At 72.1% G+C, this 23,471-nt stretch carries 23 protein-coding genes; 16 read left to right on the top strand and 7 right to left on the bottom strand.

Going from position 1 to position 23,471, the window contains the following annotated elements; genetic code table 11:
- Positions 1–849 (bottom strand): GAP1-M domain-containing protein (locus tag AOK03_RS20985; protein ID WP_482256105.1); only part of this gene is annotated, 849 nt, incomplete at its 3' end.
- Between the two features lie 203 nt (positions 850–1,052).
- Here AOK03_RS20985 and AOK03_RS20980 point away from each other — a divergent pair.
- The 11 genes from AOK03_RS20980 to AOK03_RS20930 all read left to right on the top strand — a co-directional run bounded on the left by AOK03_RS20980 (position 1,053) and on the right by AOK03_RS20930 (position 13,195).
- Positions 1,053–1,895: an alpha/beta fold hydrolase gene (locus tag AOK03_RS20980; RefSeq protein WP_055566857.1), complete on the top strand. Its 843-nt coding sequence runs from the start codon at positions 1,053–1,055 to the stop codon at positions 1,893–1,895.
- Positions 1,892–3,199, top strand: coding sequence for a cytochrome P450 (locus tag AOK03_RS20975; protein WP_055566856.1), 1,308 nt, complete (start codon positions 1,892–1,894; stop codon positions 3,197–3,199). The genes AOK03_RS20980 and AOK03_RS20975 overlap by 4 nt, the downstream gene beginning before the upstream one ends.
- A 50-nt stretch (positions 3,200–3,249) precedes the next feature.
- Positions 3,250–4,557, top strand: a complete 1,308-nt coding sequence (locus AOK03_RS20970) for a DUF1266 domain-containing protein (RefSeq protein WP_055566855.1) — start codon at positions 3,250–3,252, stop codon at positions 4,555–4,557.
- 174 nt (positions 4,558–4,731) lie between these two features.
- Positions 4,732–5,058 carry a hypothetical protein gene (locus AOK03_RS20965; RefSeq protein ID WP_055566854.1) on the top strand — a complete coding sequence of 109 codons (327 nt, stop codon included), beginning with the start codon at positions 4,732–4,734 and terminating at the stop codon, positions 5,056–5,058.
- A gap of 40 nt (positions 5,059–5,098) precedes the next feature.
- Positions 5,099–5,578, top strand: a complete 480-nt coding sequence (locus AOK03_RS20960) for a hypothetical protein (protein WP_055566853.1) — start codon at positions 5,099–5,101, stop codon at positions 5,576–5,578.
- A gap of 170 nt (positions 5,579–5,748) precedes the next feature.
- The gene (locus AOK03_RS20955; RefSeq protein WP_055566852.1) at positions 5,749–6,777 is read left to right on the top strand and encodes a LacI family DNA-binding transcriptional regulator; all 1,029 of its coding nucleotides are present in this window, start codon (positions 5,749–5,751) and stop codon (positions 6,775–6,777) included.
- Positions 6,774–8,324 (top strand): sugar ABC transporter ATP-binding protein, encoded by a 1,551-nt coding sequence (locus AOK03_RS20950; RefSeq protein ID WP_055566851.1) that lies wholly within the window; start codon positions 6,774–6,776, stop codon positions 8,322–8,324. The genes AOK03_RS20955 and AOK03_RS20950 overlap by 4 nt, the downstream gene beginning before the upstream one ends.
- On the top strand, positions 8,314–10,260 hold the full coding sequence (locus AOK03_RS20945) for an ABC transporter permease/substrate-binding protein (protein ID WP_055566850.1): 1,947 nt from the start codon (positions 8,314–8,316) through the stop codon (positions 10,258–10,260). Before AOK03_RS20950 ends, AOK03_RS20945 begins: the two co-directional genes overlap by 11 nt.
- Before the next feature lie 94 nt (positions 10,261–10,354).
- Entirely contained in the window at positions 10,355–11,284 is a 930-nt protein-coding gene (locus AOK03_RS20940; protein ID WP_055566849.1) for a ribokinase, read from the top strand.
- Positions 11,281–11,670: a D-ribose pyranase gene (rbsD, locus tag AOK03_RS20935; protein WP_055566848.1), complete on the top strand. Its 390-nt coding sequence runs from the start codon at positions 11,281–11,283 to the stop codon at positions 11,668–11,670. The genes AOK03_RS20940 and rbsD overlap by 4 nt, the downstream gene beginning before the upstream one ends.
- 217 nt (positions 11,671–11,887) lie before the next feature.
- A complete protein-coding gene (locus tag AOK03_RS20930; RefSeq protein WP_055566847.1) occupies positions 11,888–13,195 on the top strand; it encodes a M28 family peptidase in 1,308 nt (435 codons plus the stop codon).
- Positions 13,196–13,249: 54 nt separating this feature from the next.
- On the opposite strand, the gene msrB is transcribed toward AOK03_RS20930, so the two are convergent.
- The 4 genes from msrB to AOK03_RS20910 all read right to left on the bottom strand — a co-directional run bounded on the left by msrB (position 13,250) and on the right by AOK03_RS20910 (position 16,636).
- Positions 13,250–13,657 (bottom strand): peptide-methionine (R)-S-oxide reductase MsrB, encoded by a 408-nt coding sequence (gene msrB, locus AOK03_RS20925; RefSeq protein WP_055566846.1) that lies wholly within the window; start codon positions 13,655–13,657, stop codon positions 13,250–13,252.
- A 31-nt stretch (positions 13,658–13,688) separates the two neighbouring features.
- The gene (murC, locus tag AOK03_RS20920; protein ID WP_055566845.1) at positions 13,689–15,092 is read right to left on the bottom strand and encodes a UDP-N-acetylmuramate--L-alanine ligase; all 1,404 of its coding nucleotides are present in this window, start codon (positions 15,090–15,092) and stop codon (positions 13,689–13,691) included.
- 128 nt (positions 15,093–15,220) lie between these two features.
- The gene (locus AOK03_RS20915; RefSeq protein ID WP_208609565.1) at positions 15,221–15,703 is read right to left on the bottom strand and encodes an indole-3-glycerol phosphate synthase; all 483 of its coding nucleotides are present in this window, start codon (positions 15,701–15,703) and stop codon (positions 15,221–15,223) included.
- 132 nt (positions 15,704–15,835) lie between these two features.
- Positions 15,836–16,636, bottom strand: a complete 801-nt coding sequence (locus AOK03_RS20910) for a pyrimidine reductase family protein (RefSeq protein WP_079074862.1) — start codon at positions 16,634–16,636, stop codon at positions 15,836–15,838.
- Positions 16,637–16,672: 36 nt separating this feature from the next.
- Here AOK03_RS20910 and zapE point away from each other — a divergent pair, with 36 nt between their 5' ends.
- The 4 genes from zapE (at position 16,673) to AOK03_RS20890 (ending at position 20,253) form a co-directional block, all read left to right on the top strand.
- Complete coding sequence (gene zapE / locus AOK03_RS20905; RefSeq protein ID WP_055566842.1) at positions 16,673–17,764, top strand: cell division protein ZapE; 1,092 nt, start codon at positions 16,673–16,675, stop codon at positions 17,762–17,764.
- A gap of 150 nt (positions 17,765–17,914) precedes the next feature.
- A complete protein-coding gene (locus tag AOK03_RS20900) occupies positions 17,915–19,276 on the top strand; it encodes a PhoX family protein (protein ID WP_055566841.1) in 1,362 nt (453 codons plus the stop codon).
- A gap of 57 nt (positions 19,277–19,333) precedes the next feature.
- Entirely contained in the window at positions 19,334–19,900 is a 567-nt protein-coding gene (locus AOK03_RS20895; RefSeq protein ID WP_055566840.1) for a DinB family protein, read from the top strand.
- Positions 19,897–20,253 carry a DUF4180 domain-containing protein gene (locus tag AOK03_RS20890; RefSeq protein WP_279616327.1) on the top strand — a complete coding sequence of 119 codons (357 nt, stop codon included), beginning with the start codon at positions 19,897–19,899 and terminating at the stop codon, positions 20,251–20,253. The genes AOK03_RS20895 and AOK03_RS20890 overlap by 4 nt, the downstream gene beginning before the upstream one ends.
- Positions 20,254–20,265: 12 nt before the next feature.
- Here AOK03_RS20890 and sph read toward each other — a convergent pair whose 3' ends face one another.
- Positions 20,266–21,252, bottom strand: a complete 987-nt coding sequence (gene sph, locus AOK03_RS20885; protein WP_055566839.1) for a sphingomyelin phosphodiesterase — start codon at positions 21,250–21,252, stop codon at positions 20,266–20,268.
- Positions 21,253–21,574: 322 nt separating this feature from the next.
- Between sph and AOK03_RS20880 the strand changes: the two genes are divergently transcribed.
- Entirely contained in the window at positions 21,575–22,339 is a 765-nt protein-coding gene (locus AOK03_RS20880; protein ID WP_055566838.1) for a class I SAM-dependent methyltransferase, read from the top strand.
- Here AOK03_RS20880 and AOK03_RS20875 read toward each other — a convergent pair.
- On the bottom strand, positions 22,336–23,388 hold the full coding sequence (locus AOK03_RS20875; RefSeq protein WP_055566837.1) for a cytochrome P450: 1,053 nt from the start codon (positions 23,386–23,388) through the stop codon (positions 22,336–22,338). The two genes, AOK03_RS20880 and AOK03_RS20875, sit on opposite strands and share 4 nt — an antisense overlap.
- Positions 23,389–23,471 lie beyond the last annotated feature (83 nt).

The following is a 23,471-nucleotide window of genomic DNA, read 5'->3' as shown; positions in this document are numbered from 1 at the left end:
GGGGCGCGCCGCCGCCCCCGGCGCGGGACGCGGCGGGTTCCCGGCGAGCCACCGCTCGGCCGTCAGCCGGGCCCAGGCGTCGAGCTCGGCCGCCGGGCTCTCCGGCCCACCGGTGCCGTCGTGCACACGGAACAGGTGCTCGACCGTCGCGTCGTCGGACCGGTCGAAATCCGCGTCCGGGCCGATGCCGATGATCTGCTGCGGGGCGCGCCACGGGTCGGCGGTCCAAGTGGTGAACGTCAGTGCGGGAACGTACGCCTCGGGAAGCGAGGCACAGGCGAGCGCGACCCACCGGGCCACGGTCTCGGAGTCCTCCTCCACGAGGACGATCTGCCGCCCTGCGGGATCCCCGAAGAGGCGGCGCACATCGGCGAGGAAGGGCGCGACCCGGTCGGCGCGCGCCCGGGCGAACGCGACGAGCACGTCGCGGTCGAAGTGCGCCTCCGGCACCGGCAGTTCGGACTCGACGAAACCGGCCCCCAGCGTCTGCGTCTCCTCCGCCTCCCAGGACTCGGAGCGCCAGGTGTCGATCGGCCATACGGGACCCGGCCCGGGGGTGTCGGCGCTCAGGTGCAAGGCCTCCACGCGCTGCCCCGGGAGGGCGGCGCACAGGAGTCGGCCGCCGTCCGGGAGCAGGCTGTAGCTCAGCTCGTTCCCTGTTTCCCCGGCGCGCGGGATGCCTATGACGCGCGCGACGGTACTCGTCAACTCCCCTGTGTCCATGTGCGGTTGGCGCCCTGCCCCGTCCGTGTCCGTATTCATGGCCGTGTCCATGTCCGGAAGGAACAGGCGGAGGGCTCCGGTGTCCGGCTCCTGGTCGAGCCGGTAGCTGAGGCGACGGATGGCCATGCCACATTCTGACCAACCGCGGCACCGCGCCGCAGGCCGTCCGCCAAGTTCACCCCCGCCTCGGCACGCGCCCTCCACACCTGGTCGAACAAGGGAACGGAGCACCGCACGCACCCTTGCGCGGCACCGCGGTCGAAGGACACCGTGGTCACGGTCGAGCACCGCCCGGTGCCGCCCGGACCCCGCCCGCGATCGGAGTCGTCGTGACCCCTTTCCTGCTCCCCCACACCCTGCTCGGCGAAGGCCCGCACAAGGTGATCGCGGTCCACGGCTGGTTCGCGGACCGGTCCGCCTTCGAACCGGTGCTCGCGGACCTCGACACCGCCGCCTTCCAGTACGCGGTGGTGGATCTGCGCGGGTACGGCGAGGCCAAGGACGCCGTCGGCGCGTACACCACGAGCGAGGGCGCCGCCGATGTGCTGGACCTGGCCGACCGGCTCGGCTGGGAGCGGTTCTCGCTGGTCGGGCACTCCATGGGCGGCAGCGTCGCCCAGCGCGTCCTGGCCACGGCCCCGCACCGGGTGCGCCGTCTCGTCGGGGTGTCGCCCGTGCCCGCGTCCGGCCTGCGCCTTCCGCCCGATCAATGGGAGTTGTTCGCCTCGGCCGCGCACGATCCGGAGAACCGCCGCGCCATCATCGACTTCACCACGGGTGGGGTACGCCCCCGGGCCTGGCTCGACCGGATGGTGCGCCGCTCCGTCGAGGTCAGCGACGTCAAGGCGTTCCGCGCCTGGCTGGACTCCTGGACGGGCGACGACTTCCGCACCGAGGTCGACGGCTCGCCCGTGGCGGCGCTCGCGGTCACGGGGGCACTCGACCCGGCGCTGTCGTCGGACCTCATGCGCGGCACGTGGTTGCGCTCCTACCCCCAGGGCGAGTTGACGGAGCTGCCGGGGGCCGGGCACTACGCGATGGACGAGGTGCCGCTCGAACTGATCCGCACGGTCGAGGACTTCCTGCGCGCCGGGGGCGACGTGGGCGCAGGCGTGGACGGAGAAGTGGACGGAGAAGAGGCCTCGGGCGGCCGCGGGGACGGCGCCGCGTGACCCTGCCCGGCGCACCGGCCCGTACACCGCCCGTCCCCGACGTCTTCGATCCCCGCCTGTACGCGGAAGGCGTCCCCCACGACCGCTACCGCGTCCTGCGCGACCACCACCCCGTGGCGTGGCAGGACGAGCCGGAGGTGCTCGGCTGGCCCGCGGGCCCGGGCTTCTGGGCGGTCACCCGGCACGCGGACGTGGTGCGCGTCCTCAAGGACGCGGCGACGTACTCCTCGTACCTGGGCGCCACCCAGATCCGCGACCCCGCCCCGGACGACCTGCCGTTCATCCGGCGCATGATGCTCAACCAGGATCCCGCCGCGCCCGGTGCGGGCGGGGCGGGCCCGGTCGGCCACGGCCGGTTGCGCAGGCTGGTCAGCCGCGCTTTCACCCCGCGCCGGATCGAGCGGTTCGAGGCGCGGGTGCGCGAACGGGCCCGGACGCTCCTCGCGGCAGCCGTGGCACAGGCCCGCGCGGGAGACGGCACCTTCGACGCCGTCACCGCGGTCACCGACGACTACGCGCTGCTCAACCTCGCCGACCTGCTGGGCGTGCCGCCCGCCGACCGCGGCCTGCTGCTGCACTGGACGCAGCGCGTCATCGGCTACCAGGACCCGGACGAAGCGCCCCCGCCCGTGCTCGGCCCCGACGGCGAGCCGGTCAACCCGCGCTCCCCTGCGATGCTGGGCGACATGTTCGCGTACGCGCGGACGCTGGCCGCACACAAGCGCGAGCACCCGGGCGACGACGTGCTCACGACGCTCGCCCTGGATCCCGAACTCACCGGACCCGAACTGGAGATGTTCTTCTTCCTCCTCACCGTCGCGGGCAACGACACCGTGCGCAGCGCCGCACCCGGCGGGCTGCTCGCGCTCGCGGAGAGCCCCGGCGCGTACGAGCGGCTGCGGGCCGGGACGGTCGGCGTCGCCCCCGCCGTGGAGGAACTGCTGCGCCGCCACCCTCCGGTGCTCACCTTCCGGCGCACTGCGGCCCGCGACACCGAGTTGGCGGGAACGCGCATCGCGGCCGGGGACAAGGTCGTCGTCTTCCACGCGTCCGCCCACCACGACGAGCGCGTCTTCACCGATCCGCACCGCCTGGACCTGGCCCGCTCGCCCAACCCCCACGTGGCGTTCGGCGACGGTCCGCACGTCTGTCTGGGCGCCCACTTCGCCCGGCTCCAACTGCGCGTCTTCCACGAGGAGGTGGCGCGGGCACTGCCGGTCCTGCGCCGCGCGGCGCCGCCGCGCCGACTGGTCTCGCACTTCATCAACGGCCTCAAGTCGTTGCGGGTCGAGGCGCCCGCGTAGGGTGCAAGATCGCGAGAATCAGCGCAGCGCCCGAGCGGAGAAGCAGACGCATGCACGACGAGCACGCCCCCGGCGGCGCCTACGACACCGACGCCGAGCACCACGGCGAGCACCACGGCGACGTCTTCCCCGACTTCCCTGCGCCCGATGACGGCAGCCCCTGGCAGGCGCCCGCCGACCTGGAGGAGCACCTGTACGCGCTGTGCCAGGAGGACGACGCGTACGGCTACCTGCGGGCGATAGCCGTCGAGGGCCTGTACCGGCCGGTGTCGGTCACGGAGGCGGAACACGAGGACGGCGCGAGCGAGTTGCTCACCGTGGACCTGCCGGACGGCAGGAAGGTCGCGCAGGTCTACACGGCGGGCGTGCTGCCCCGCCCGCACCCCGCCGTCGTCTACGAGTACGTCACGCTGGACTCGCTCGCCCTCGGCTGCCCCGACGACGTCGATCTCCTCGTGGTGAACGCGGCGACGCCGTGCCAGCAGTTCTATCTGACCACCGAAGAGGAGCGGGAGGTCTGGTCGGACCTGCACGACAAGTACCACCGCGCCGACGGCCTCGGGAACCGCATCGACACCCGCCGCACGGGCGCGCCCGAGGCCGGCAGCGCCCTCCTGCACGGCCTGGCGTGCGGCGCGCACCTGTGCTTCACCAACGGCGACGCCTGGAACACCGTCGACTGGCACGGCGCGGGTCACCACAACGAGCTCGACCGCCTGGCGGAGTGGTGGGGCGTGCACGACCGCGACGACTGGCTGTCCCTCCAGGAGCGGCTGCTCACCCTTGATGTCAGCCCCTGGTACTGGGACTTCGTCCTCGAAGCCCGCACCGTTCTGGTGCGGCGGCACGGCCCCCGGGTCGACCCGGAGCTGTGGCGCGACCAGGTGGAGGCGGCGCTGCGGCACCGCGTGGTGGAGACCGGCGGCCCCGACGAGCCGCACCGCCCCGGCGAGGACCCCGAACTGGACCAGTTCGTGGCACACCTGCGCGGCCTGGTCGGCAAGGTGCTCCGCTACGAGGGCCGGTTCCGCGCCGACGAACTCCTGCCGCCCGACGGCCACGTCGGCACGATCGCGGCCTGGGACATCGGGCGCGCCTCGAAGATGGCCCGCTGGGGCAGGGGCGCGCGCTACGCCACCCACGCCGAGATGATCAAGTCCCTGGAGCGCGCCTCCGAGGCCGCCCGCTCCTCGTACGCCTCCTGGGAGACGTTCTCCGCGGGCTACGTCCTGGGCCGCTGCCTCCACTTCGACGAGGAGTCGTTCGGCTCCTGGTACACGGACGTGCTCCGCGCCCACCGGGCCCTGACCACGGACCCGGACAGCCCGTGGCTGACGGTGCCGTTCCAGGAGGACTGACCGGGCCGCCAGGGGAAGACCGCGACCCCGCTCCACACCCCCGCGCCTCTTCACGCCGCATACGCACCCCTTTCGCGCCCCCCGATGAACACGCAGAGTAACTATCCTCATACTCACAGTGCATATGCGGGGTGGCGCGATCCGGTGCCGCCCGGACGAAGGGAGGCGCCACCAGTGGCGTTCATCAAGGCACAGCGGGCGGCATGGGCGGCGGCTCTGGCCGTGTGCGCCGCATTCGGCACGTCGGGGGCGGCGAGCGGCGCGACGCCCCGCGCGGACTCCATCCAGTGCAACACGCCGACCATCACCGAGGACGGGCACCGGTTCACGATCCGTTGCTACCGGGGACCGGGCCGCGGCTTCTACGCGAGCGCCTCGGTCTGCGGCCCGGGGCACTGCACCCGGCAGGGGACCAACATCGCGGCCTACGGCGAGTACGCGACGGCATGGTCCACCGGATTCTTCACCTCCCCCGCCCACTACCAGGCGTTCTCCGTCTAGCCCCCCACCGCACCACCGCAGCCACAGAAGGAGAGACGACATGACCGGCAAGAGGACGCTCACGCTCGGCGCCCTGACCGCCTCGGTCCTGCTGCTGTTCAGCACCGGCACCGCGCACGCCGAAGGGGCCTTCATCGCGAAGGCCTTCAACCAGCGCATCGTGAACGTCCACTGGGGCGACAGCTGCGACAACGCGGAGATCGGCCGCGACCTCCCGAACGACGCGCTCCAGGCGACCTTCGAGGGCAACTGGGACGGTCCGCGCGCCCACGTCGACCGGGTCACGTTCCACAACCACACCGAGTTCCTGCACGGCTTCGCCCGGGGCGAGTTCGCCATCGAGGACAACGGCCAGACGCCGACGTGGCGCGTGGCCGACATGCCCGCCCACTCCAGCCAGACCATCGAGCTCAACTACACCTCCGCGGGCACCAAGACGCTGGGGTTCACCTACCCGCACCTCGGGGCCGTGGGCCAGATCGGCAGCTGCAACCTCACGTACGTCGGGGTGGAGCAGTAAGGCGCCGCCGGTCGGGGGCGGGCCACCCCCGACCGGCGACAGGTCACCTCCCGCGGATCATCACGATCGGGTCTCACTCGCCCCTCCCGCCTCTTCGCCCCCTTGTCACGCCCCCGTGTAATCGTTTCCAATCCTCCGTGTAATCGATTCCACAAGGAGGTGGACCGACGATGACTCCGAGCTCGGTGGGCATCAAGGACGTCGCGGCCGAGGCCGGCGTGTCCGTCGCCACCGTGTCGCGCGTGCTGAACGGCCACCCCTCCGTCAGCCCCGCGTCCCGCACCCGGGTCCTCGCCGCCGTCGAGGCGCTCGGCTACCGGCCCAACGCCGTCGCCCGCTCCCTGCGCACCGACCAGACGCGGACCCTCGGCCTGGTCATCAGCGACGTGCTCAACCCGTACTTCACGGAGCTGGCCCGGTCCGTCGAGGAGGCCGCCCGCGCCCTCGGCTACAGCGTCATCATCGGCAACGCCGACGAGCGCCCCGAGCTGCAGGACCACCACGTGCGGACCCTGCTCGACCGGCGGATCGACGGACTGCTCGTCTCCCCCACCGACGGCGGCTCGCCCCTGATGCTCGACGCCGTGCGGGCCGGCACCCCGATGGTCTTCGTGGACCGGTGGATCCCCGGCGTGGACGTCCCCGTGGTCCGCTCCGACGGGCGCCGGGCCGTCCGCGACCTCGTCGCCCATCTGCACGGGCTCGGCCACCGCAGGCTCGCCATCATCGCCGGACCGGCCGCCACCACCACCGGCAGCGAGCGCGTCGAGGCATTCCGGGAGGCGCTGCGCGAACACGGCATCGCCCTCCCCGACACGTACATCGGACAGGGCGACTTCCAGGCCGACAGCGGCCGCCGCGCCACCGAGCGCTTCCTCGCCCTGCCCGAGCCGCCCGAGGCGGTCTTCGCCGCCGACAACCTGATGGCCCTCGGCGCCCTCGACGCGATCCGCGCGCACGGCCTGCGCGTCCCGGACGACATCGGGCTCGCCGCCTTCGACGACATCCCGTGGTTCGTGCACACCGATCCGCCGGTCACCGCGATCGCCCAGCCGACCGCGGAGCTCGGCCGGGCCGCCGTGCAGGCCTTGATCGACCGGATCGAGGGCAGACGCCCGCAGTCCGTGACCCTGCCCGCCCGGCTCGTCGTCCGCCGCTCCTGCGGCGAGAACACCCCCGTACGAAGGAGCAACCCGTGAGCAACCAGGACGAGTTGCTGCGCATCGAGTCGATACGCAAGACGTTCCCCGGCGTCGTCGCGCTCGACTCCGTCGACTTCGATCTGCGCCGCGGTGAGGTGCACGTCCTGCTCGGCGAGAACGGCGCGGGCAAGAGCACCCTCATCAAGATGCTCTCCGGCGCCTACCGGCCCGACAGCGGCCGGATCTTCGCCGAAGGCCGTGAGGTGCGCATCAACGGCGCGCAGGACGCCGAGCGGCTCGGCATCGCCACGATCTACCAGGAGTTCAACCTCGTCCCCGATCTGACCGTCGCCGAGAACATCTCCCTGGGGCGGCAGCCCCGCCGCTTCGGCCTGGTCGACCGGAAGAAGATGGAGGCCGACGCGGAGCGGCTGCTCCAGCGGGTCGGCGTCCGGGTCTCGCCGCGTGCCAAGGTGCGCGAACTGGGCATCGCCCGGCTGCAGATGGTCGAGATCGCCAAGGCGCTGAGCCTGGACGCGCGCGTGCTCATCATGGACGAGCCCACCGCCGTCCTCACCTCCGAGGAGGTCGACAAGCTCTTCGGGATCGTGCGCACCCTGCGCGAGGACGGCGTCGGCATCGTCTTCATCACCCACCACCTGGAAGAGATCGCCGCCCTCGGCGACCGCGTCACCGTCCTGCGCGACGGCCGCAGCGTCGACCAGGTGCCCGCGTCGACCGACGAGGACGAGCTCGTACGGCTGATGGTGGGCCGCAGCATCGAGCAGCAGTATCCGCGCGAACGCCCGGACACCGGGCCGCCGTTGCTCCGCGTCGACGGTCTCACCCGCGACGGCGTCTTCCACGACGTCAGCTTCGAGGTGCGGGCCGGCGAGGTCGTCGGCCTCGCGGGGCTGGTCGGCGCGGGCCGCACCGAGGTGGCGCGCGCGGTCTTCGGCGCCGATCCCTACGACGGCGGTTCCGTCGACGTGGACGGCGAACGGCTGCCCCGGCACGACGTGAACGCGGCGATGGGCGCGGGCATCGGCCTGGTCCCGGAGGACCGCAAGGGGCAGGGGCTCGTCCTGGACGCCTCCGTGCGGGAGAACCTCGGCCTGGTGACGCTGCGTTCGGCGACGCGCGCCGGGCTCGTCGACCTCAAGGGCCAGCAGCGGGCCGCCGCGCGGATCGCCGAGCAGCTGGGGGTGCGGATGGCCGGGCTCGGCCAGCACGTCCGGACCCTGTCCGGCGGCAACCAGCAGAAGGTCGTCATCGGCAAGTGGCTGCTCGCCGACATCCGGGTCCTCATCCTCGACGAGCCGACGCGCGGCATCGACGTGGGCGCGAAGGTCGAGATCTACCAGCTCATCAACGAACTGACGGCCTCCGGGCACGCGGTCCTGATGATCTCCAGCGATCTGCCCGAGGTGCTCGGCATGAGCGACCGGGTCCTCGTCATGGCGCAGGGCCGGATCGCCGGCGAGCTCACGGCCGAAGAGGCCACCCAGGACGCCGTGATGGCGCTCGCCGTCAGCACCGGGGCGGCACGGAACGAAGAAGCGGTACGGAACAACGAAGAGGCGGAGGGCTCCCGTGGCCACTGAAACCCTGAAGCGCGACGCGGGTGGCACGGCCTCGCTCCGCCGCGTCCTGCTCGACAACGGCGCGCTGAGCGCCCTGATCGTCCTGGTCGTGGCGATGTCGCTGCTCTCCGGCGACTTCCTCACCACGCAGAACCTGCTCAACGTCGGCGTCCAGGCCGCGGTGACCGCGATCCTCGCGTTCGGCGTCACCTTCGTGATCGTGTCGGCGGGCATCGATCTGTCGGTCGGTTCGGTGGCCGCGCTCTCGGCCACCGTCCTCGCCTGGACGGCGACCTCGCAGGGGCTGCCGGTGTGGCTGGCGGTCGTTCTCGCCGTCGCGACCGGCATAGCCTGCGGGTTCGTCAACGGCATGCTCGTCTCGTACGGGAAACTCCCGCCGTTCATCGCGACGCTCGCGATGCTGTCGGTGGCCCGCGGCCTCTCCCTGGTGATCTCGCAGGGCAGCCCGATCGCGTTCCCCGACTCGGTCTCGCACCTGGGTGACACCATCGGCGGCTGGCTGCCGGTCCCGGTGATCGTGATGGTCGCGATGGGGCTCGTCACGGCGCTCGTCCTCGGGCGTACGTTCATCGGCCGCTCCATGTACGCGATCGGCGGCAACGAAGAGGCGGCCCGCCTGTCCGGTCTGCGCGTCAAGCGGCAGAAGCTCGTCATCTACGCGCTCTCCGGTCTCTTCGCGGCCGTCGCGGGCGTCGTCCTCGCCTCCCGGCTGGTCTCCGCGCAGCCGCAGGCCGCGCAGGGCTACGAGCTCGACGCGATCGCCGCGGTCGTCATCGGCGGCGCGAGCCTCGCGGGCGGCGTCGGCAAGGCGTCCGGCACGCTCATCGGCGCGCTGATCCTCGCGGTGCTGCGCAACGGCCTCAACCTCCTCTCCGTCTCCGCCTTCTGGCAGCAGGTCGTGATCGGTGTCGTCATCGCGCTCGCGGTGCTCCTGGACACGCTGCGGCGACGGGCCGGGGCGACTCCGGGGGCTTCCTCCGGCGCGTCCGGGGGTGTGCGCGGCAAGGGGCCGCAAGCGGTGAAGTACGCGGTCGCCGCCGTGGCCGTGGCGGCCGTGGTCGGCGCGGTCTCCTTCTTCAACTCGGGCTCGTCCGGCACGAACACGAAGATCGGCATGTCGCTGTCCACCCTCAACAACCCCTTCTTCGTCCAGATGAAGGAGGGCGCGCAGGCCGAGGCCGACGAGGCGGGCATCGACCTGACGGTCACCGACGCGCAGAACGACGCCTCCCAGCAGACCAACCAGCTGCAGAACTTCACCGGCGAGGGCGTGAAGTCGATCATCGTCAACCCGGTGGACTCCGACGCCGCGGGACCGGCCGTACGGGGCGCCAACAAGCAGGACATCCCGGTGGTCGCGGCCGACCGCGGGGTGAACAAGGCGAAGACCGCGACGCTCGTCGCCTCCGACAACGTCGCGGGCGGCAAGCTGGCGGCGAAGACGCTCGCCGAGAAGCTGGGCGGCAAGGGCAAGGTCGTCGTCCTCCAGGGCACGCCCGGCACCTCCGCGAGCCGCGAGCGCGGCCAGGGCTTCGCCGAGGGCATCAAGGCGTACCCCGGCATCGACGTCGTCGCCAAGCAGCCCGCGGACTTCGACCGCACCAAGGGCCTGGACGTCATGACGAACCTGCTGCAGTCCAACAAGGGCGTGACCGGCGTCTTCGCCGAGAACGACGAGATGGCGCTCGGCGCGGTCAAGGCGCTCGGCGACAAGGCGGGCACGTCGGTGCCGGTCGTCGGCTTCGACGGCACCCCGGACGGTCTCGAGGCGGTCGAGGCGGGCACGCTGTACGCGTCCGTGGCGCAGCAGCCCAAGGAGCTCGGGAAGATCGCCGTGCGCAACGCGGTGCGGGCCACGCAGGGCAAGAAGGTCCAGGGGATGGTGAAGGTGCCGGTGAAGGTCGTCACGTCGAAGAACGTGAAGGACTTCTCCTGACCGGCGGCCGTTCCGGGTACCGACACCCGGAACGGCGCCGTTCCGAGTACCGTCACATCTGCACCTCATCGCACGAAAGCAGGAACAAGCACCCATGAACGACGACTACGAGCTGCTGGTCGTGGGCTCCGCCAACGCCGATCTGGTGGTCGGCGTGGAGCGCCGCCCCGCGCCCGGCGAGACGGTCCTCGGCTCCGACCTGGCCGTGCACCCCGGCGGCAAGGGCGGCAACCAGGCGGTCGCCGCGGCCCGGCTCGGCGCCCGCACCGCGCTGCTCGCCCGGGTCGGCGACGACGCGCACGGCGTGCTCCTCCTGGACGCGCAGCGGGCGGCCGGCGTGGACACCGTCGGCGTCATGGTGGGCGGCGCGCCCACCGGCGTCGCGCTGATCACGGTCGATCCGTCGGGCGACAACAGCATCGTGGTCTCCCCCGGCGCCAACGCGCGCCTCACGCCCGAGGACATCCGCGCGGCGGGCAGCCTGCTGTCGGCGGCGCGGGTGGTCTCCAGCCAGCTGGAGATCCCCCTGGACACGGTCGCCGAGGTGGTCCGCACCCTGCGCCCCGGCGCCCGCTTCGTCCTCAACCCGTCGCCGCCCGCCCCGCTGCCCGCCGAGGTCCTCGCGGCCTGCGACCCGCTGGTGGTGAACGAACACGAGGCCCGCGTCATCCTCGGCGACGACGCGGGTGAGGCCCCCGAGGACTGGGCGCGCGGGCTCCTCGCGCTGGGCCCCCGCTCGGTGGTGATCACGCTGGGCGCCGAGGGCGCGCTCACCGCGGAGGGTTCCGCCGAGACCGCCGCACGGGTCCCGAGCCCGAAGGTCGACGCGGTGGACACGACGGGTGCGGGCGACGCCTTCACCGCGGCGCTGGGCTGGCGGCTCGGCCTCGGCGAGGACCTGCCGACGGCGGCCGCGTACGCGGTGCGGGTGGGCGCGGCGGCGGTCACCCGCAAGGGCGCGCAGGACTCCTACCCGACCGCGGCGGAGCTCGCCGACACCGTTCCCGAGGTCCCGTCCCGATGAAGAAGTCGGGCATCCTGAACCGCCGTCTCGCGGGCGCGCTGGCCGAGTTGGGCCACGGCGACACCGTGCTCGTCTGCGACGCGGGCATGCCGATCCCGGCGGGCCCGCGCGTGGTGGACCTGGCGTTCCGCGCCGGGGTCCCGTCGTTCGCGGAGGTCCTCGACGGCCTGCTCGACGAGCTGGTGGTGGAGGGCGGGACGGCGGCCCTGGAGGTGCGGGAGGCGAACCCGTCGACGGCCCGGCTGCTGCGCGAGAGCCTCCCGTCCCTCGCCCTCGTCCCGCACGAGGAGCTCAAGGGCCTCTCGGCGGGCGCCCGTCTGGTGGTCAGGACCGGTGAGGCGCGGCCGTACGCCAATGTGCTGTTGAGGTGCGGCGTCTTCTTCTGACGGCTGCCGACGGCGACGACCCTCCGGACAGACGTCCGCTATGCGGACGTGGCTGACCGTCATGTGACCGGTTTCCGCCCTTGACCGGGGGTCGTCCGGCCCTCAACATCAGGCAACGCACAGCACGCACAGCTCCAAAGGCGCCCCGCGGCACCCGCGTCGCAGGGCGCCTCGCACGTTCCGTCCCTCACGCTGTTCGGAATACGGAGCCCCACACATGAAGCTCTTCAGACGTGCGGCCGTCGGTGCCGCCACCCTGGCCATCGGCGGCCTGCTCGCCACCGCCGCTCCCACCATGGCAGCGCCCGCCGCCCCCTCGCCCACCCTCGCGGCGCCCGACATCCCGCTCGCCAACGTCAAGGCGCACCTCTCCCAGTTCCAGTCCATAGCCTCGGCCAACGGCGGCAACCGCGCCCACGGGCGCCCCGGCTACAAGGCCTCCCTCGACTATGTGAAGGCCAAGCTGGACGCCGCCGGGTTCACCACCCGCATCCAGCAGTTCAGCAGCAGCGGCACCGGCTACAACCTGATCGCCGACTGGCCGGGCGGTGACGCCAACCAGGTCCTGATGGCCGGCGCGCACCTCGACAGCGTCTCGGCGGGACCCGGCATCAACGACAACGGCTCGGGCTCGGCCGGTGTCCTGGAGACCGCGCTCGCCGTCTCGCGCGCGCAGCTCCAGCCGACGAAGCACCTGCGGTTCGCCTGGTGGGGCGCCGAGGAACTGGGCATGGTCGGCTCGCGGTACTACGTCAACAACCTGCCCGCCGCGGACCGTTCGAAGGTCAGCGGCTATCTGAACTTCGACATGATCGGCTCGCCGAACCCTGGCTACTTCGTCTACGACGACGACCCGACGATCGAGAAGACGTTCAAGGACTTCTACACGGGCCTCAACGTCCCCACGGAGATCGAGACCGAGGGCGACGGCCGCTCCGACCACGCGCCGTTCAAGAGCGCGGGCATCCCGGTCGGCGGTCTGTTCACCGGCGCCGAGCGCGCCAAGTCCAGCGCGCAGGCCCAGAAGTGGGGCGGCACGGCGGGCCAGGCCTTCGACCGCTGCTACCACTCGTCCTGCGACTCCACGTCGAACATCAACGACACCGCGCTGGACCGCAACAGCGACGCCATCGCCCACGCGATCTGGACCCTCGGCGCGGGCACCACGGTTCCGCCCGGTGACGCGTACGAGAACACCGCGGACGTCGCCATCCCGGACAACGGCGCCGCGGTGACCTCGACGGTCAACGTCACCGGCCGCACCGGCAACGCCCCCGCGACCCTCAAGGTGGACGTCGACGTCCGGCACACCTGGCGCGGCGACGTGGTCCTCGACCTGCTCGCCCCCGACGGCACGGCGTACCGCCTGAAGAATTCGAGCAGCAACGACTCGGCGGACAACATCATCGCCACGTACACGGTCGACGCGTCGAGCGAAACGGCCAACGGCGCCTGGAAGCTCCGCGCCCAGGACATCGCGTCCCAGGACACGGGCTACATCAACAGCTGGAAGCTGACGTTCTAGACCACACCGGCCCCGGCACCGGCTGGTCGCCGGTGCCGGGGCCGTTCCGGTCGCTCAGCCCTCGCTCGGCGCGAGCCGCAGCGAGATGCTGTTGATGCAGTACCGCTGGTCCGTCGGCGTGGGGTAGCCCTCGCCCTCGAAGACGTGGCCCAGGTGGGAGCCGCAGCGGGCGCAGCGGACCTCGGTGCGGACCATGCCGTGCGAGGTGTCCTGGACCAGCTCGACCGCGTCCGTGTCCTTCGGGTCGAAGAAGCTCGGCCAGCCGCAGTGGGACTCGAACTTCTCCGTCGAGGTGAACAGGTCCGCGCCGCAGGCGCGGCAGGAGTAGACGCCCTCGGTCTTGGTGTCCGTGTACTCACCGACGAAGGCCGGTTCCGTACCGGCCTGGCGCAGCACCGCGTACTCCGAGGGGGTCAGCTCCGCTCGCCACTGCTCGTCCGGCTTCTCGACGTCGTACGACATGGGTGGACTCCCCTTACTTCGACACTTCGGCTTACTTCGACAGCTCGGCCAGGATCTGCGGGCCGAGGTCCGTGACGTCGCCCGCTCCCATGGTGAGAACGAGATCGCCGGGCTTCGCCATTCCCGCGAGCGTCCGCACGGCCTCCGCCTTGTCGGACGCGGCGGCGACCTCCGCGCCCGCCTCACGGGCGGCGTCGATGATCAGGGCGCTGGTGATGCCGGGGATCGGGTCCTCGCGGGCCGGATAGATGTCGAGGACCACGGAGGAGTCGGCGAGGGCGAGGGCCTGGCCCATCTCGGTGCCCAGTTCCTGGGTGCGCGAGAAGAGGTGGGGCTGGAAGAGGACGAGGATGCGGGCGTCGCCCGCGGCGGAGCGCATCGCCTCCAGGTCGGCCGTCATCTCGGTGGGGTGGTGCGCGTAGGAGTCGATGACCTGGACGCCCGCGGCCTCGCCCTTGAGCTGGAGGCGGCGCTTGACGCCGGTGTACGACTTCAGGGCGCCGGCCAGGTTCCGGGACGGGATGCCGAGCGCGATGCCCGCCGCGAGGGCCGCGACCGCGTTGTTCGCGTAGTGGCGGCCGGGCACCGAGACCGTGAAGGTCAGCAGCTTGCCGTCCAGGAGGACGGTGACCTCGCTGGTCAGACCGCGGGCGGTGATCTTGTGGATGCGCAGGTCCGCGTCCTCGGACTCGCCGTAGGTGACGACCTTGAGCTGTCCGAGGTCCCGGACGCGCCGGGTGAGCTCGACCGCGCCCGGCTGGTCCGCCGAGATGACCAGGGTGCCGCCGGGGACGACCTTGCCCGCGAAGATCTCGAAGGATTCGTAGATCTCGTCCATCGACGCGTAGTTGGCGTGGTGGTCGAGCTCCACGTTGAGGACGATGGCGACCTCGGGCGCGTACTTGTGGAAGCTGCGGTCGCTCTCGTCGGCCTCGGCGACGAAGATGTCGCCCTCGCCGTGCAGCGCGTTCGAGCCCGGCACGTCCAGGTCGCCGCCGATCGCGTACGACGGGGCGAGGCCGAGGGTGGCGAGGGTGACGGCGAGCATCGAGGTCGTCGTGGTCTTGCCGTGCGTGCCCGCGACCGCGATGGGGCGCAGGCCGTTCATGAGGGAGGCCAGGGCGTCCGAGCGGTGCACGACGGGGATGCCGAGCTCGGCGGCGCGGGCCAGCTCGGGGTTGTCCTCACGGATGGCGGAGGAGACGACGACGCAGGTCGCGTCGGACGCGAGGTGCGCGGCGGCGTGGCCGATGTGAACCGTGGCGCCGAGCGCGCGCAGGGCCTCGGCGGTGGCGGACTCCCGCGCGTCGCTGCCCGCGACCTTGGCGCCGCGCTGGGCCAGGATCTTCGCGATGCCCGACATTCCGGCGCCGCCGATGCCGATGAAGTGCGGTCGGTCCATGTCGGCCATGGACTGGGGCAGGCCGGGTGCCATGCGTGTGTCTCCCCTGGTGGTGCGACGAGTGCGACGGGCACGGTGTGGTGTCACCCCGTGCGCGTCCGGGCATGCCCCAGCCTATTGCCTCCGCGGGGCGCGGCCGCCGGGCCCCGCGGAGGGCGTGGCTACGCCTCGTCGGCCGCGCTGTGCGAGAAGAGCTTGAGCACCGGCACGCCCACCTTGTGGCGGGCCCGTGAGGCCCAGTCGCGGTGGAAGAACTCCTCCACGTAGTGCGGGTCGGTCAGGACGATCACCTCGTCGGCTCCGGCCTCGGCGACCAGCGCCTTGAGGGCGTCCAGCGGATGGTCCTCGATGAGCCGCCCCTGTGCCGCGCAGCCCGCCGCCCGCAGCGCCGTCAGCGAGACCTGCAGCGCCCGCTCCCCGAAGCCCGTCGCCTCCTGCCCCTCCGGGGTCTCGCCCTCGCGCGCCGCCTCGTCGAGCTCGCCGAGGGCGACGTCGTCGATGGCCCGCAGCAGGCGGTCCGCCTGGTCGCCCCGCGGCTGGAGCAGCACGTGGAAGGTGATGGGCTCGTCGCCGTGCAAGGTGGTGACGAACTCCACGTCGGCGGACGTCAGGGCCTTCTCGATCATCAATACGCTTGTGAACACGCCAGGCGCCCTTCTCATCCGTGGGCCCTCCTGAGGCCCTTGCGGAAACCATCCTGCCCCGTGGCCGCACGGGGTCTGCGAGATCTAGTGTGCCCAGCCGAAGCCAAACGGAACGACTGATTCCGCCGATTGTCAGCTACGACGGTAGCGGGTGAAGAGGAACCCGGCCTCCTCCAGTACGGACGTCAGTACGAATCGATCCGGCACCGCCAGAGCGGATCCGCCCGCGATCCGCTGCGCGTCCCCCGCGGTGAGCATCGGCGACACCGTCAGGCAGAGCTCGTCCAGCGCCCCGGCGGCCACGAACTGGCCCAGGAGACGGGGTCCACCCTCCGTGAGCAGCCGGGTCAGCCCACGCTCGGCCAGGGCGGGGGCCACCCGCTCCGGCTCGACGGTCGCGCCGTCGCCCGCGGTCACCACGACGGCGCCCGCCTTCTCGGCCGCGGCGATCCGGTCGGCCGGTGCGGAGGCACCGGTCACCAGGAGCGTCGGCGTCATCGGCGAGGTGAAGAGCGGAACCGAGAAGTCCAGGTCGAGACCGGCACTGACGACCACGATGGCGGGCGCCTCCGTCTGCCCCGCGGCGGCTCTGCGCCGGGCGAAGGCCGCACGTGCTTTCGCCGGGCGGTAGCCCTCCTTCCGGACGGTCTCGGCGCCCACGACCACGGCGTCCGCGAGGGCGCGCAGGGTGCCGAAGATGCGCATGTCCGTGTCGCCGGAGATCGGCTGGGAGCGGCCTTCATGGTGGGCCGCGCCGTCGAGCGTGGACACCATGTTGGCGCGCAGCCAGGCCGTCTCCCCCGCCGGATAGGCGTAGGCGTCGGCCAGCTCGTCGAGGCTCCACTCCCGGTCGGCCGTCTCACCCGTGCGATGGGGCGTCCGATCGTGTGTCCGGTCGGCTGTCTGGTCGGTCACAGGGAACAGGCGTCGCATATCCGCAGTCTTGCACGCCCCTTAAGCTGGGGAACCGTGTCGTCCTCCACCGCCGCCTCCGGGCACCACCCCATAGCCGAAGTGGCTCCGCTGTCCCTGTGCGCCCGCGAGCCCCGTGTCCCCGCCGACCGCCTGGTCGCCGAGATGGTGCCGCCGCCGCGCTTCGACGCCGTCCGCTTCGACACGTACATCCCGGACCCGAACCAGCCGAGCCAGACCGAGGCGGTCGGCGTCCTGAGCGGCTTCGCCGCGGGGCTGGGCGGAGCGCACGCGAGCGGGTCGGGCAAGCGCCGCTGGTTCCAGAAGAAGGCCGCCGCCCCCACGGGCCCCCGCGGCATCTACCTCGACGGCGGCTACGGCGTCGGCAAGACCCACCTGCTCGCCTCCCTCTGGCACGCGACGCCCGCGGCGCCCGAGCAGAAGGCGTTCGGCACCTTCGTCGAGCTGACCAACCTGGTCGGCGCGCTCGGCTTCCAGCAGACCGTGCGCACCCTCGCCGGGCACCGGCTGCTCTGCATCGACGAATTCGAGCTCGACGACCCGGGCGACACGGTCCTGGTCTCCTCGCTGCTCTCCAAGCTCGTCGGGGAGGGCGTGGCACTCGCCGCGACCTCGAACACGCTGCCGGGCAAGCTCGGCGAGGGCCGGTTCGCGGCCACGGACTTCATGCGCGAGATCCAGGGCCTGTCCTCCCACTTCAAGGCGTTGCGGATCGACGGCGAGGACTACCGCCACCGGGGCCTTCCGGAGGCACCCGCCCCGTACTCGGAGGAGCAGGTCACCAAGGCGGCGTACGCGGCCGACCGCGCCTCGCTCGACGACTTCCCGCACCTTCTCGAACATCTGTCCAAGGTGCACCCGAGCCGGTACGGCGCGCTGACCGACGGGCTCGGCGCCGTCTGCCTCACCGACGTGACGCCGGTGCCGGACCAGTCGACCGCTCTGCGCCTTGTGGTGCTCGCCGACAGGCTGTACGACCGAGAGGTGCCGGTGCTCGCCTCCGGTGTGCCCTTCGACCGGCTCTTCAGCGAGGACATGCTCAACGGCGGGTATCGGAAGAAGTACTTCCGGGCCATCTCGCGGCTCACGGCGCTCGCGCGGGACGCCAAGGGACTCGTGGGCGAGTAGTCCCACCAGCAGCCCCTGCCGCGGCTCCCGTCGCCGCGGGGGCACGGGACGGCACGCGAAACGGAAGCTACGCGCGTGGTTCCCGTGCACCAGAGCGCGTGGTACACACATCCGGTCACATTCCTGTCCGCCAGCAGGAGGTTGCCCATCATGTCTGCCACTCGACGTCAGGTTCTCGCCCGCTCCGGTGCCGTCGGCGCCGGAATCGCCTTCACCGGCGCTCTCTCGGAACTCTTCGCGGGCACCGCGGCCGCACACGGAAGAGCCGGGTACGGCCCCCTCGTCCCCGACCCCGAGGGGCTGCTCGACCTGCCCAAGGGGTTCCGCTACAAGGTCCTCTCCCGCGAGGGCGACGAACTGCGGTCGGGTGAGGGCAAGGTGCCCAGCAACCACGACGGCATGGCCGCCTTCAGGGGCAGGCACGGCGGGGTCCACCTCGTGCGCAACCACGAGAACCGCGTCACCGGCAAGATCGGCGTCCCCACGGTCGAGGGCCTGACCTACGACCCGATGGCCAAGGGCGGCTGTACGGCGCTCGCGCTCGACCGGCGGAACGACGTCGTCGGCGAACGCGTCGCCATCGCCGGGACCGCCGTCAACTGCGCGGGCGGGCCGACCCCTTGGGGCACCTGGCTCACCTGCGAGGAGACCGAGGACAAGGCGGGCACGAACGGCTACACCAAGGACCACGGCTTCATCTTCGAGGTCGACCCGGTGGATCCGCGCCGCACCGGCGCGGTGCCGCTCACCGCGATGGGCCGCTTCCAGCACGAGGCCATCGCCGTCGACCCGAAGCGCGGCGTCGTCTACGAGACCGAGGACGCCTTCCTCAAGCCCTTCGGCCTCTTCTACCGCTTCCTGCCCGAGAAGCCCGAGGGCGGCCGAGGTTCGCTGCGCGCGGGCGGCACGCTGCAGGCGATGCGGGTGCCCGGCGTGCCCGACCTGTCCTCGATCCAGGAGACGGGCGCCTGCTTCGACGGCATCGAGTGGGTCGACGTGCCGGACCCGCTGGCGGCCCAGACCCCCATCCGCCTGCAGGACTTCGGCAAGAAGGGCATCACCCACGCGCAGAAGCTGGAGGGCTGCTACTGGGGCGGCTCGTCCGTCTACTTCGTCTCCTCCTTCGCCCACAGCGCGGAGGGCTCGGCGGCCGACCACTTCGGCCAGATCTGGCGCTACGACCCGTCGAAGCGCCGCCTCACCCTCGTGATCGTCTTCGGTCCCAGCACCGACATCCAGCTGCCGGGCGAGTCCCCCGACAACATCTGCCTGGCGCCGAGCGGCGGCCTGATGGTGTGCGAGGACGGCGACGGCGCCCAGCACGTGTACGGCCTCACCCGGGGCGGCGAGGTCTACCCGATGGCCCGGGGCCGGCAGAACATCGGCACCCCCGAGAAGCCGGAGTGGGGCGAGTTCGCGGGCGTCACCTTCTCCCCCGACCACGACACGATGTACGTGAACTGCTACACGCCCGGCACGACGTTCGCGGTGACGGGCCCCTGGCACAAGTAGGCGGGCGCCGCGACAAATGACTGGCGGGCCCGGCTCCGTACGGACGACCATGGAAACATGAGCGACCAGAGTGACCGCCCCGAGCGATGGAGCCGGGCCACCACCTACCCCGACATGTGGGCCGACCCGGACGACGACCCCCGCAACAGCGAAGGGAACAGTCCGGACGGCGAGCTCCCCACCCTGCTCGACTTCCTGTCGGGGTACCGCATGACCCTGCGGATGAAGTGCGAGGGCCTGGACGCGGAGCAGCTGGCCCGGCGGTCGGTGCCGCCGTCGACGATGTCGCTCCTCGGCCTGGTCCGCCACCTCGTCGAGGTGGAGCGGGACTGGCGCACCTGGATCAGCGACGACCCGGTCCCGAAGCTGTACGGCGCGCGGGGCGCGGACTTCGCCGGAGCCGTCGCGGACCAGGCCGTGGTCGACGAGGCGTTCGCCTCGCTGGAGCGCGAGCAGGCCGCGACCGACGCCCTCCTCGCCGCCCACCCGGACCTGGGCGAGCGCCTCGGCAAGGACCGGACCTCGGTGCGCGAGCTGATGGTGCACCGGATCGAGGAGTACGCCAGACACTGCGGACACGCCGACCTGTTGCGCGAGTGCGTCGACGGGAGGGTGGGCCAGTGACGGGCACCGAGGAGGGGAGCGCGGTCCTGATGTGCGACGCCGAGGGCGAGCCCATCGCCGGGGAGCGCGACATCATGGACCTCGTCGGCAACGCGGCCTGGCAGGGGGCCCAGTGGGTCGCCATCCCGGCCGAGCGGTTCGACGACACGTTCTTCCAGCTGCGCACCCGCGTCGCGGGCGACATCATCCAGAAGTTCGTCACCTACCGCGTGGGCCTCGCCGTCCTCGGCGACATCTCCCGCCACACAGAGGCCAGTTCGGCCCTGCGCGACTTCATCCGGGAGTGCAACCGGGGACGGCAGACCTGGTTCCTCGCCGACGCAGAGGAGCTGCACGCGCGCCTGAAGGGCTGAGCCTCCAGGCCTCTAGGAGGCGGTCACGGGGTAGTGGTCCGACAGGTTCGTGTACGTGTACTCCTTGCCCCAGCTGGAGACCGTCCAGGGCGCGCTCTGCTCCTTGATCACGTCGTTGGTCCAGCTCGCGGGGCGGGCGTGGCCCTTGCGGTGCAGGACGTGATCGAGGTCCTCGCGGGGGTCGTCCGGATAGCGCTCGGCGGCGATCGAGTTGTCCTGGGTGTCGAAGGAGTAGGGGTGACCCGTGCGGGCGTCGGCGGGGGCGAGTCCCCCGTCGGCGAGCATCGAGGCGTACTCGGAGCTGCGCGAGTCGACGTTGAAGTCCCCCGCCACGATGACCTGTTCGTCCGCGGGGATGTTCTTGGCGTCGAGGAAGGCGTCCATCTCCTTGAACTGCTTCGCGCGGGCGGCCGCGGCCTCGCCGCTGCCGCAGCCGGGGTCGGTGGACTGGGCGTGGGTGCCCACGACGTGCGTCCTGGTGCCGTTCACGTCCAGGACGGCGTAGACGAAGCCCTTGTTGGAGTACGCGTCGGCGCCGCAGGCGTCCTTGTAGACGTACTGCTCCTTGCGCACGATCGGCCACTTGCTCAGGACGGTCACACCGCCGTCCTCCGGCGTCACCGAGGAGTACGCGCCGCCGGTCGCGTCCCAGCCGCTCTTGCCGCGGCCCATCACCGGGGTCTGGTGGGGGTAGCGGGCCGCCGCGTTCGCCTTCAGCGCGTCGGAGGAGGAGTTGTCGAACGCCTCCTGAAGCACGACGACGTCCTGGCCCCGGAAGAAGTCGGCGGCCGGTATCTCCTTGGCCCGGTGGTCCTGGCCCCAGTTCGGGTAGAGCGTCTTGCTGAACAGGAAGGTGTTGTACGTGAGCACCTTGAGCGGGGGCGGGGCGGCGGAGGCGTCGGCGGCGGTCGCGGAGGGGGCGACGGCGGCGAGCGTGGCCGCGGCGAGCACGGTGGTGATCGCGGCCGCGTGGGTCCTGCGCAGCGCTGTGTGGGGCACTGGAGCTCCTTCGGGTGGGGGGGTGGTTGCTGCGAGCTCGCACATCCAACCAGCTGTGATTACGCCTGGGGATACGCCGCGTGAACATGTCGTTCGACCGCTTCGAAAAGCCGCGCCGACGACGCCCGGAGAACCCCTTCAAAGGCCTCCCGCGGGCTCGCGGACGCCTCTTGGGCACGGGCTCGGGGTGCTGCGTCCGGCACCCGCCCACCGGCCCCGCAGGCGCTCGCCGACGCGCTCCCCAGGACCCCCTCAAACCCCCGCTGAACTGGGCCTTCCCTCTCTCCGAACCTACAATTGAGGCTTCGGGAAAGGGGACTTGATGGATCGCAGCATCCGCACGATCGACGACGTGATGAAGCTCCTGGACGGCCTGTTCGAGCCGACGGCCGACCGCTGGACGGCCGGCGGGGCCGACTGGTGGGACGGCTTCTACGCGGACCGCGACAGGCCGGTGCCGTTCTTCGCGGCCAAGCCGGACGAAAGCCTCGTCTCGTACGCCGAGCGGGGCCTCCTCGCCCCGGGCCGCGCCCTCGACCTCGGCTGCGGCCCCGGACGCAACGCGCTCCACCTGGCCGCCCTCGGGTACGAGGTGGACGCCGTCGACCTGTCGTCCACCGCCCTGGACTGGGCCGCGGACCGTGCCCGCGAGGCGGGGGCGGACGTCCGCTTCCACCACGGCGACGCCTTCGCGCTCACGGAGAGCGAGCTGACCGGTCCGTACGACCTGATCCACGACTCGGGCTGCTTCCACCACCTGCCGCCGCACCGCCGCATCAGCTACCTCGCCCTCGTCGACCGCGTCCTGGCGCCCGGCGGCCACCTCGCCCTCACCGCTTTCGCGGCGGTCGAGGGGGGCACGGAAGGCATGGGCTCCGAGCTGTCCGACACGGACTTCTACCGCACGGCCCGGCTGCACGGCGGCCTCGCCTACACGGCGGACGCGCTGCGCGGGATCTTCGCCGGTCTGACGGAGGTCGAGGTGCGCCGGATGCGCGACGAGCCGCCCGGTTCGGAGCTCTTCGGCGAGCCCTTCCTCTGGACGGCCCTGTTCCGCCGGACAGGCCCCGGCACGGCGGGGTCCTAGGCCCCGCCGCGGACGAGTCGCACCTTGTCGACGCCGAGCAGCCCCGCGAGCGGCACCTTCGCGGTGGTCTGCCGCGCGTCGACCGTCGTCCCCTCGGCCCGCAGGATGTCGAGCAGCATCCCGGCCAGCGGCATCACCATGTGCCGCCCCCAGCAGCGTTCGGAGGCATGGCCGAACGGGAGGTAGCCGGGGTGGTCGTCCGGGTCGAGGGTGGCCCAGCGGCCGGGGCGGAACTCGTCGGGTTCGTCCCAGAGTTCGGGGTCCCGGTGGCTGAGCAGCGGCAGGAGCAGGACGTCGTCGCCGGTGCCGATGCGGTCGTCGAGGGCGGTGTACTCGGGGGACGCGTTCCGCAGGATGTTCCAGGACGGCGGCAGCAGCCGCATGGATTCGTACAGGATGTGCTCGTTGGGCGTCTCGTCGTCGAAGGGCGCCCCGAGCCAGTACGCGTTGGCGACGAGCGTGGAGATGGTGAAGCAGACCGGGGCGGCCGCCCGCCGGTACAGGCCCATGGCGTAGCGGCGCTCGCTGTACGTCGCGGCGTTCGCGGTCAGGCCCGCGATGCTGGTGACGGGCGCGCCCGGCCGGAGCCTGCCGGGCAGGGCGGCGCCGGCGGCGATGACCGTCCAGGTCAGCTTGGGCGTCAGCTCCAGGGTGCGGTCCATGAGGATGCGCAGCCGGTACGGGTCGGCGCCGAGGATCAGGTCGCGGAGGTGGACGTGGCCGACGTGCGGCCACTCCCCCGAGAGGTCGAGGCGGCCGGGCACGGGCTTCTTGAGCGCCGCCCGCACGTCACGGCCGATGGCCTGCATGACGGTGGACGCCTCGGTGCGCGGGATGGAACGCCCTTGCAGCGGCTTGAAGGTGGGCCGTTCGCGGTCGGTGGCCAGGCGTGCGGCGAGGATCCGGTCGGTCAGGGCGGGCCCGGCGACGCCGACGGTGTCGTCGTCGAGGCGGAACAGTTCCTGGCCGCGGTGGTCGCGCAGCAGGGCGTCGAGGCGCGGCGTGAACACGGTCGTGCGCGCGAGCCGGTCGGTACCGGAGATGGACATCGGGGTCTCCCAGAGCGGGAGGCCCGTGCCCGGCGGGCCGGTCGGGCACACCGGGCGCGGGCCTCGACGGCGCGTTGCGTCCC

Source organism: Streptomyces atriruber (genome assembly GCF_001418325.1).
Lineage (GTDB): Bacteria > Actinomycetota > Actinomycetes > Streptomycetales > Streptomycetaceae > Streptomyces > Streptomyces atriruber.
The sequence above is the reverse complement of the archived record's forward strand: the minus strand, read 5'-3'. Positions and strand labels throughout refer to the sequence as shown.

What these genes read in the sequence shown, in the direction of transcription:
- AOK03_RS20970 (WP_055566855.1), top strand. Translation starts at nt 3,250, where the DNA reads ATGCACGACGAGCACGCCCCCGGCGGCGCCTACGACACCGACGCCGAG.
- AOK03_RS20960 (WP_055566853.1), top strand. Translation starts at nt 5,099, where the DNA reads ATGACCGGCAAGAGGACGCTCACGCTCGGCGCCCTGACCGCCTCGGTC.
- AOK03_RS20880 (WP_055566838.1), top strand. Translation starts at nt 21,575, where the DNA reads ATGGATCGCAGCATCCGCACGATCGACGACGTGATGAAGCTCCTGGAC.
- AOK03_RS20875 (WP_055566837.1), bottom strand. Translation starts at nt 23,388, where the DNA reads ATGTCCATCTCCGGTACCGACCGGCTCGCGCGCACGACCGTGTTCACG.
- AOK03_RS20940 (WP_055566849.1), top strand. Translation starts at nt 10,355, where the DNA reads ATGAACGACGACTACGAGCTGCTGGTCGTGGGCTCCGCCAACGCCGAT.
- AOK03_RS20895 (WP_055566840.1), top strand. Translation starts at nt 19,334, where the DNA reads ATGAGCGACCAGAGTGACCGCCCCGAGCGATGGAGCCGGGCCACCACC.
- rbsD (WP_055566848.1), top strand. Translation starts at nt 11,281, where the DNA reads ATGAAGAAGTCGGGCATCCTGAACCGCCGTCTCGCGGGCGCGCTGGCC.
- AOK03_RS20910 (WP_079074862.1), bottom strand. Translation starts at nt 16,636, where the DNA reads ATGCGACGCCTGTTCCCTGTGACCGACCAGACAGCCGACCGGACACAC.
- AOK03_RS20930 (WP_055566847.1), top strand. Translation starts at nt 11,888, where the DNA reads ATGAAGCTCTTCAGACGTGCGGCCGTCGGTGCCGCCACCCTGGCCATC.
- msrB (WP_055566846.1), bottom strand. Translation starts at nt 13,657, where the DNA reads ATGTCGTACGACGTCGAGAAGCCGGACGAGCAGTGGCGAGCGGAGCTG.
- AOK03_RS20900 (WP_055566841.1), top strand. Translation starts at nt 17,915, where the DNA reads ATGTCTGCCACTCGACGTCAGGTTCTCGCCCGCTCCGGTGCCGTCGGC.
- murC (WP_055566845.1), bottom strand. Translation starts at nt 15,092, where the DNA reads ATGGCACCCGGCCTGCCCCAGTCCATGGCCGACATGGACCGACCGCAC.
- AOK03_RS20955 (WP_055566852.1), top strand. Translation starts at nt 5,749, where the DNA reads ATGACTCCGAGCTCGGTGGGCATCAAGGACGTCGCGGCCGAGGCCGGC.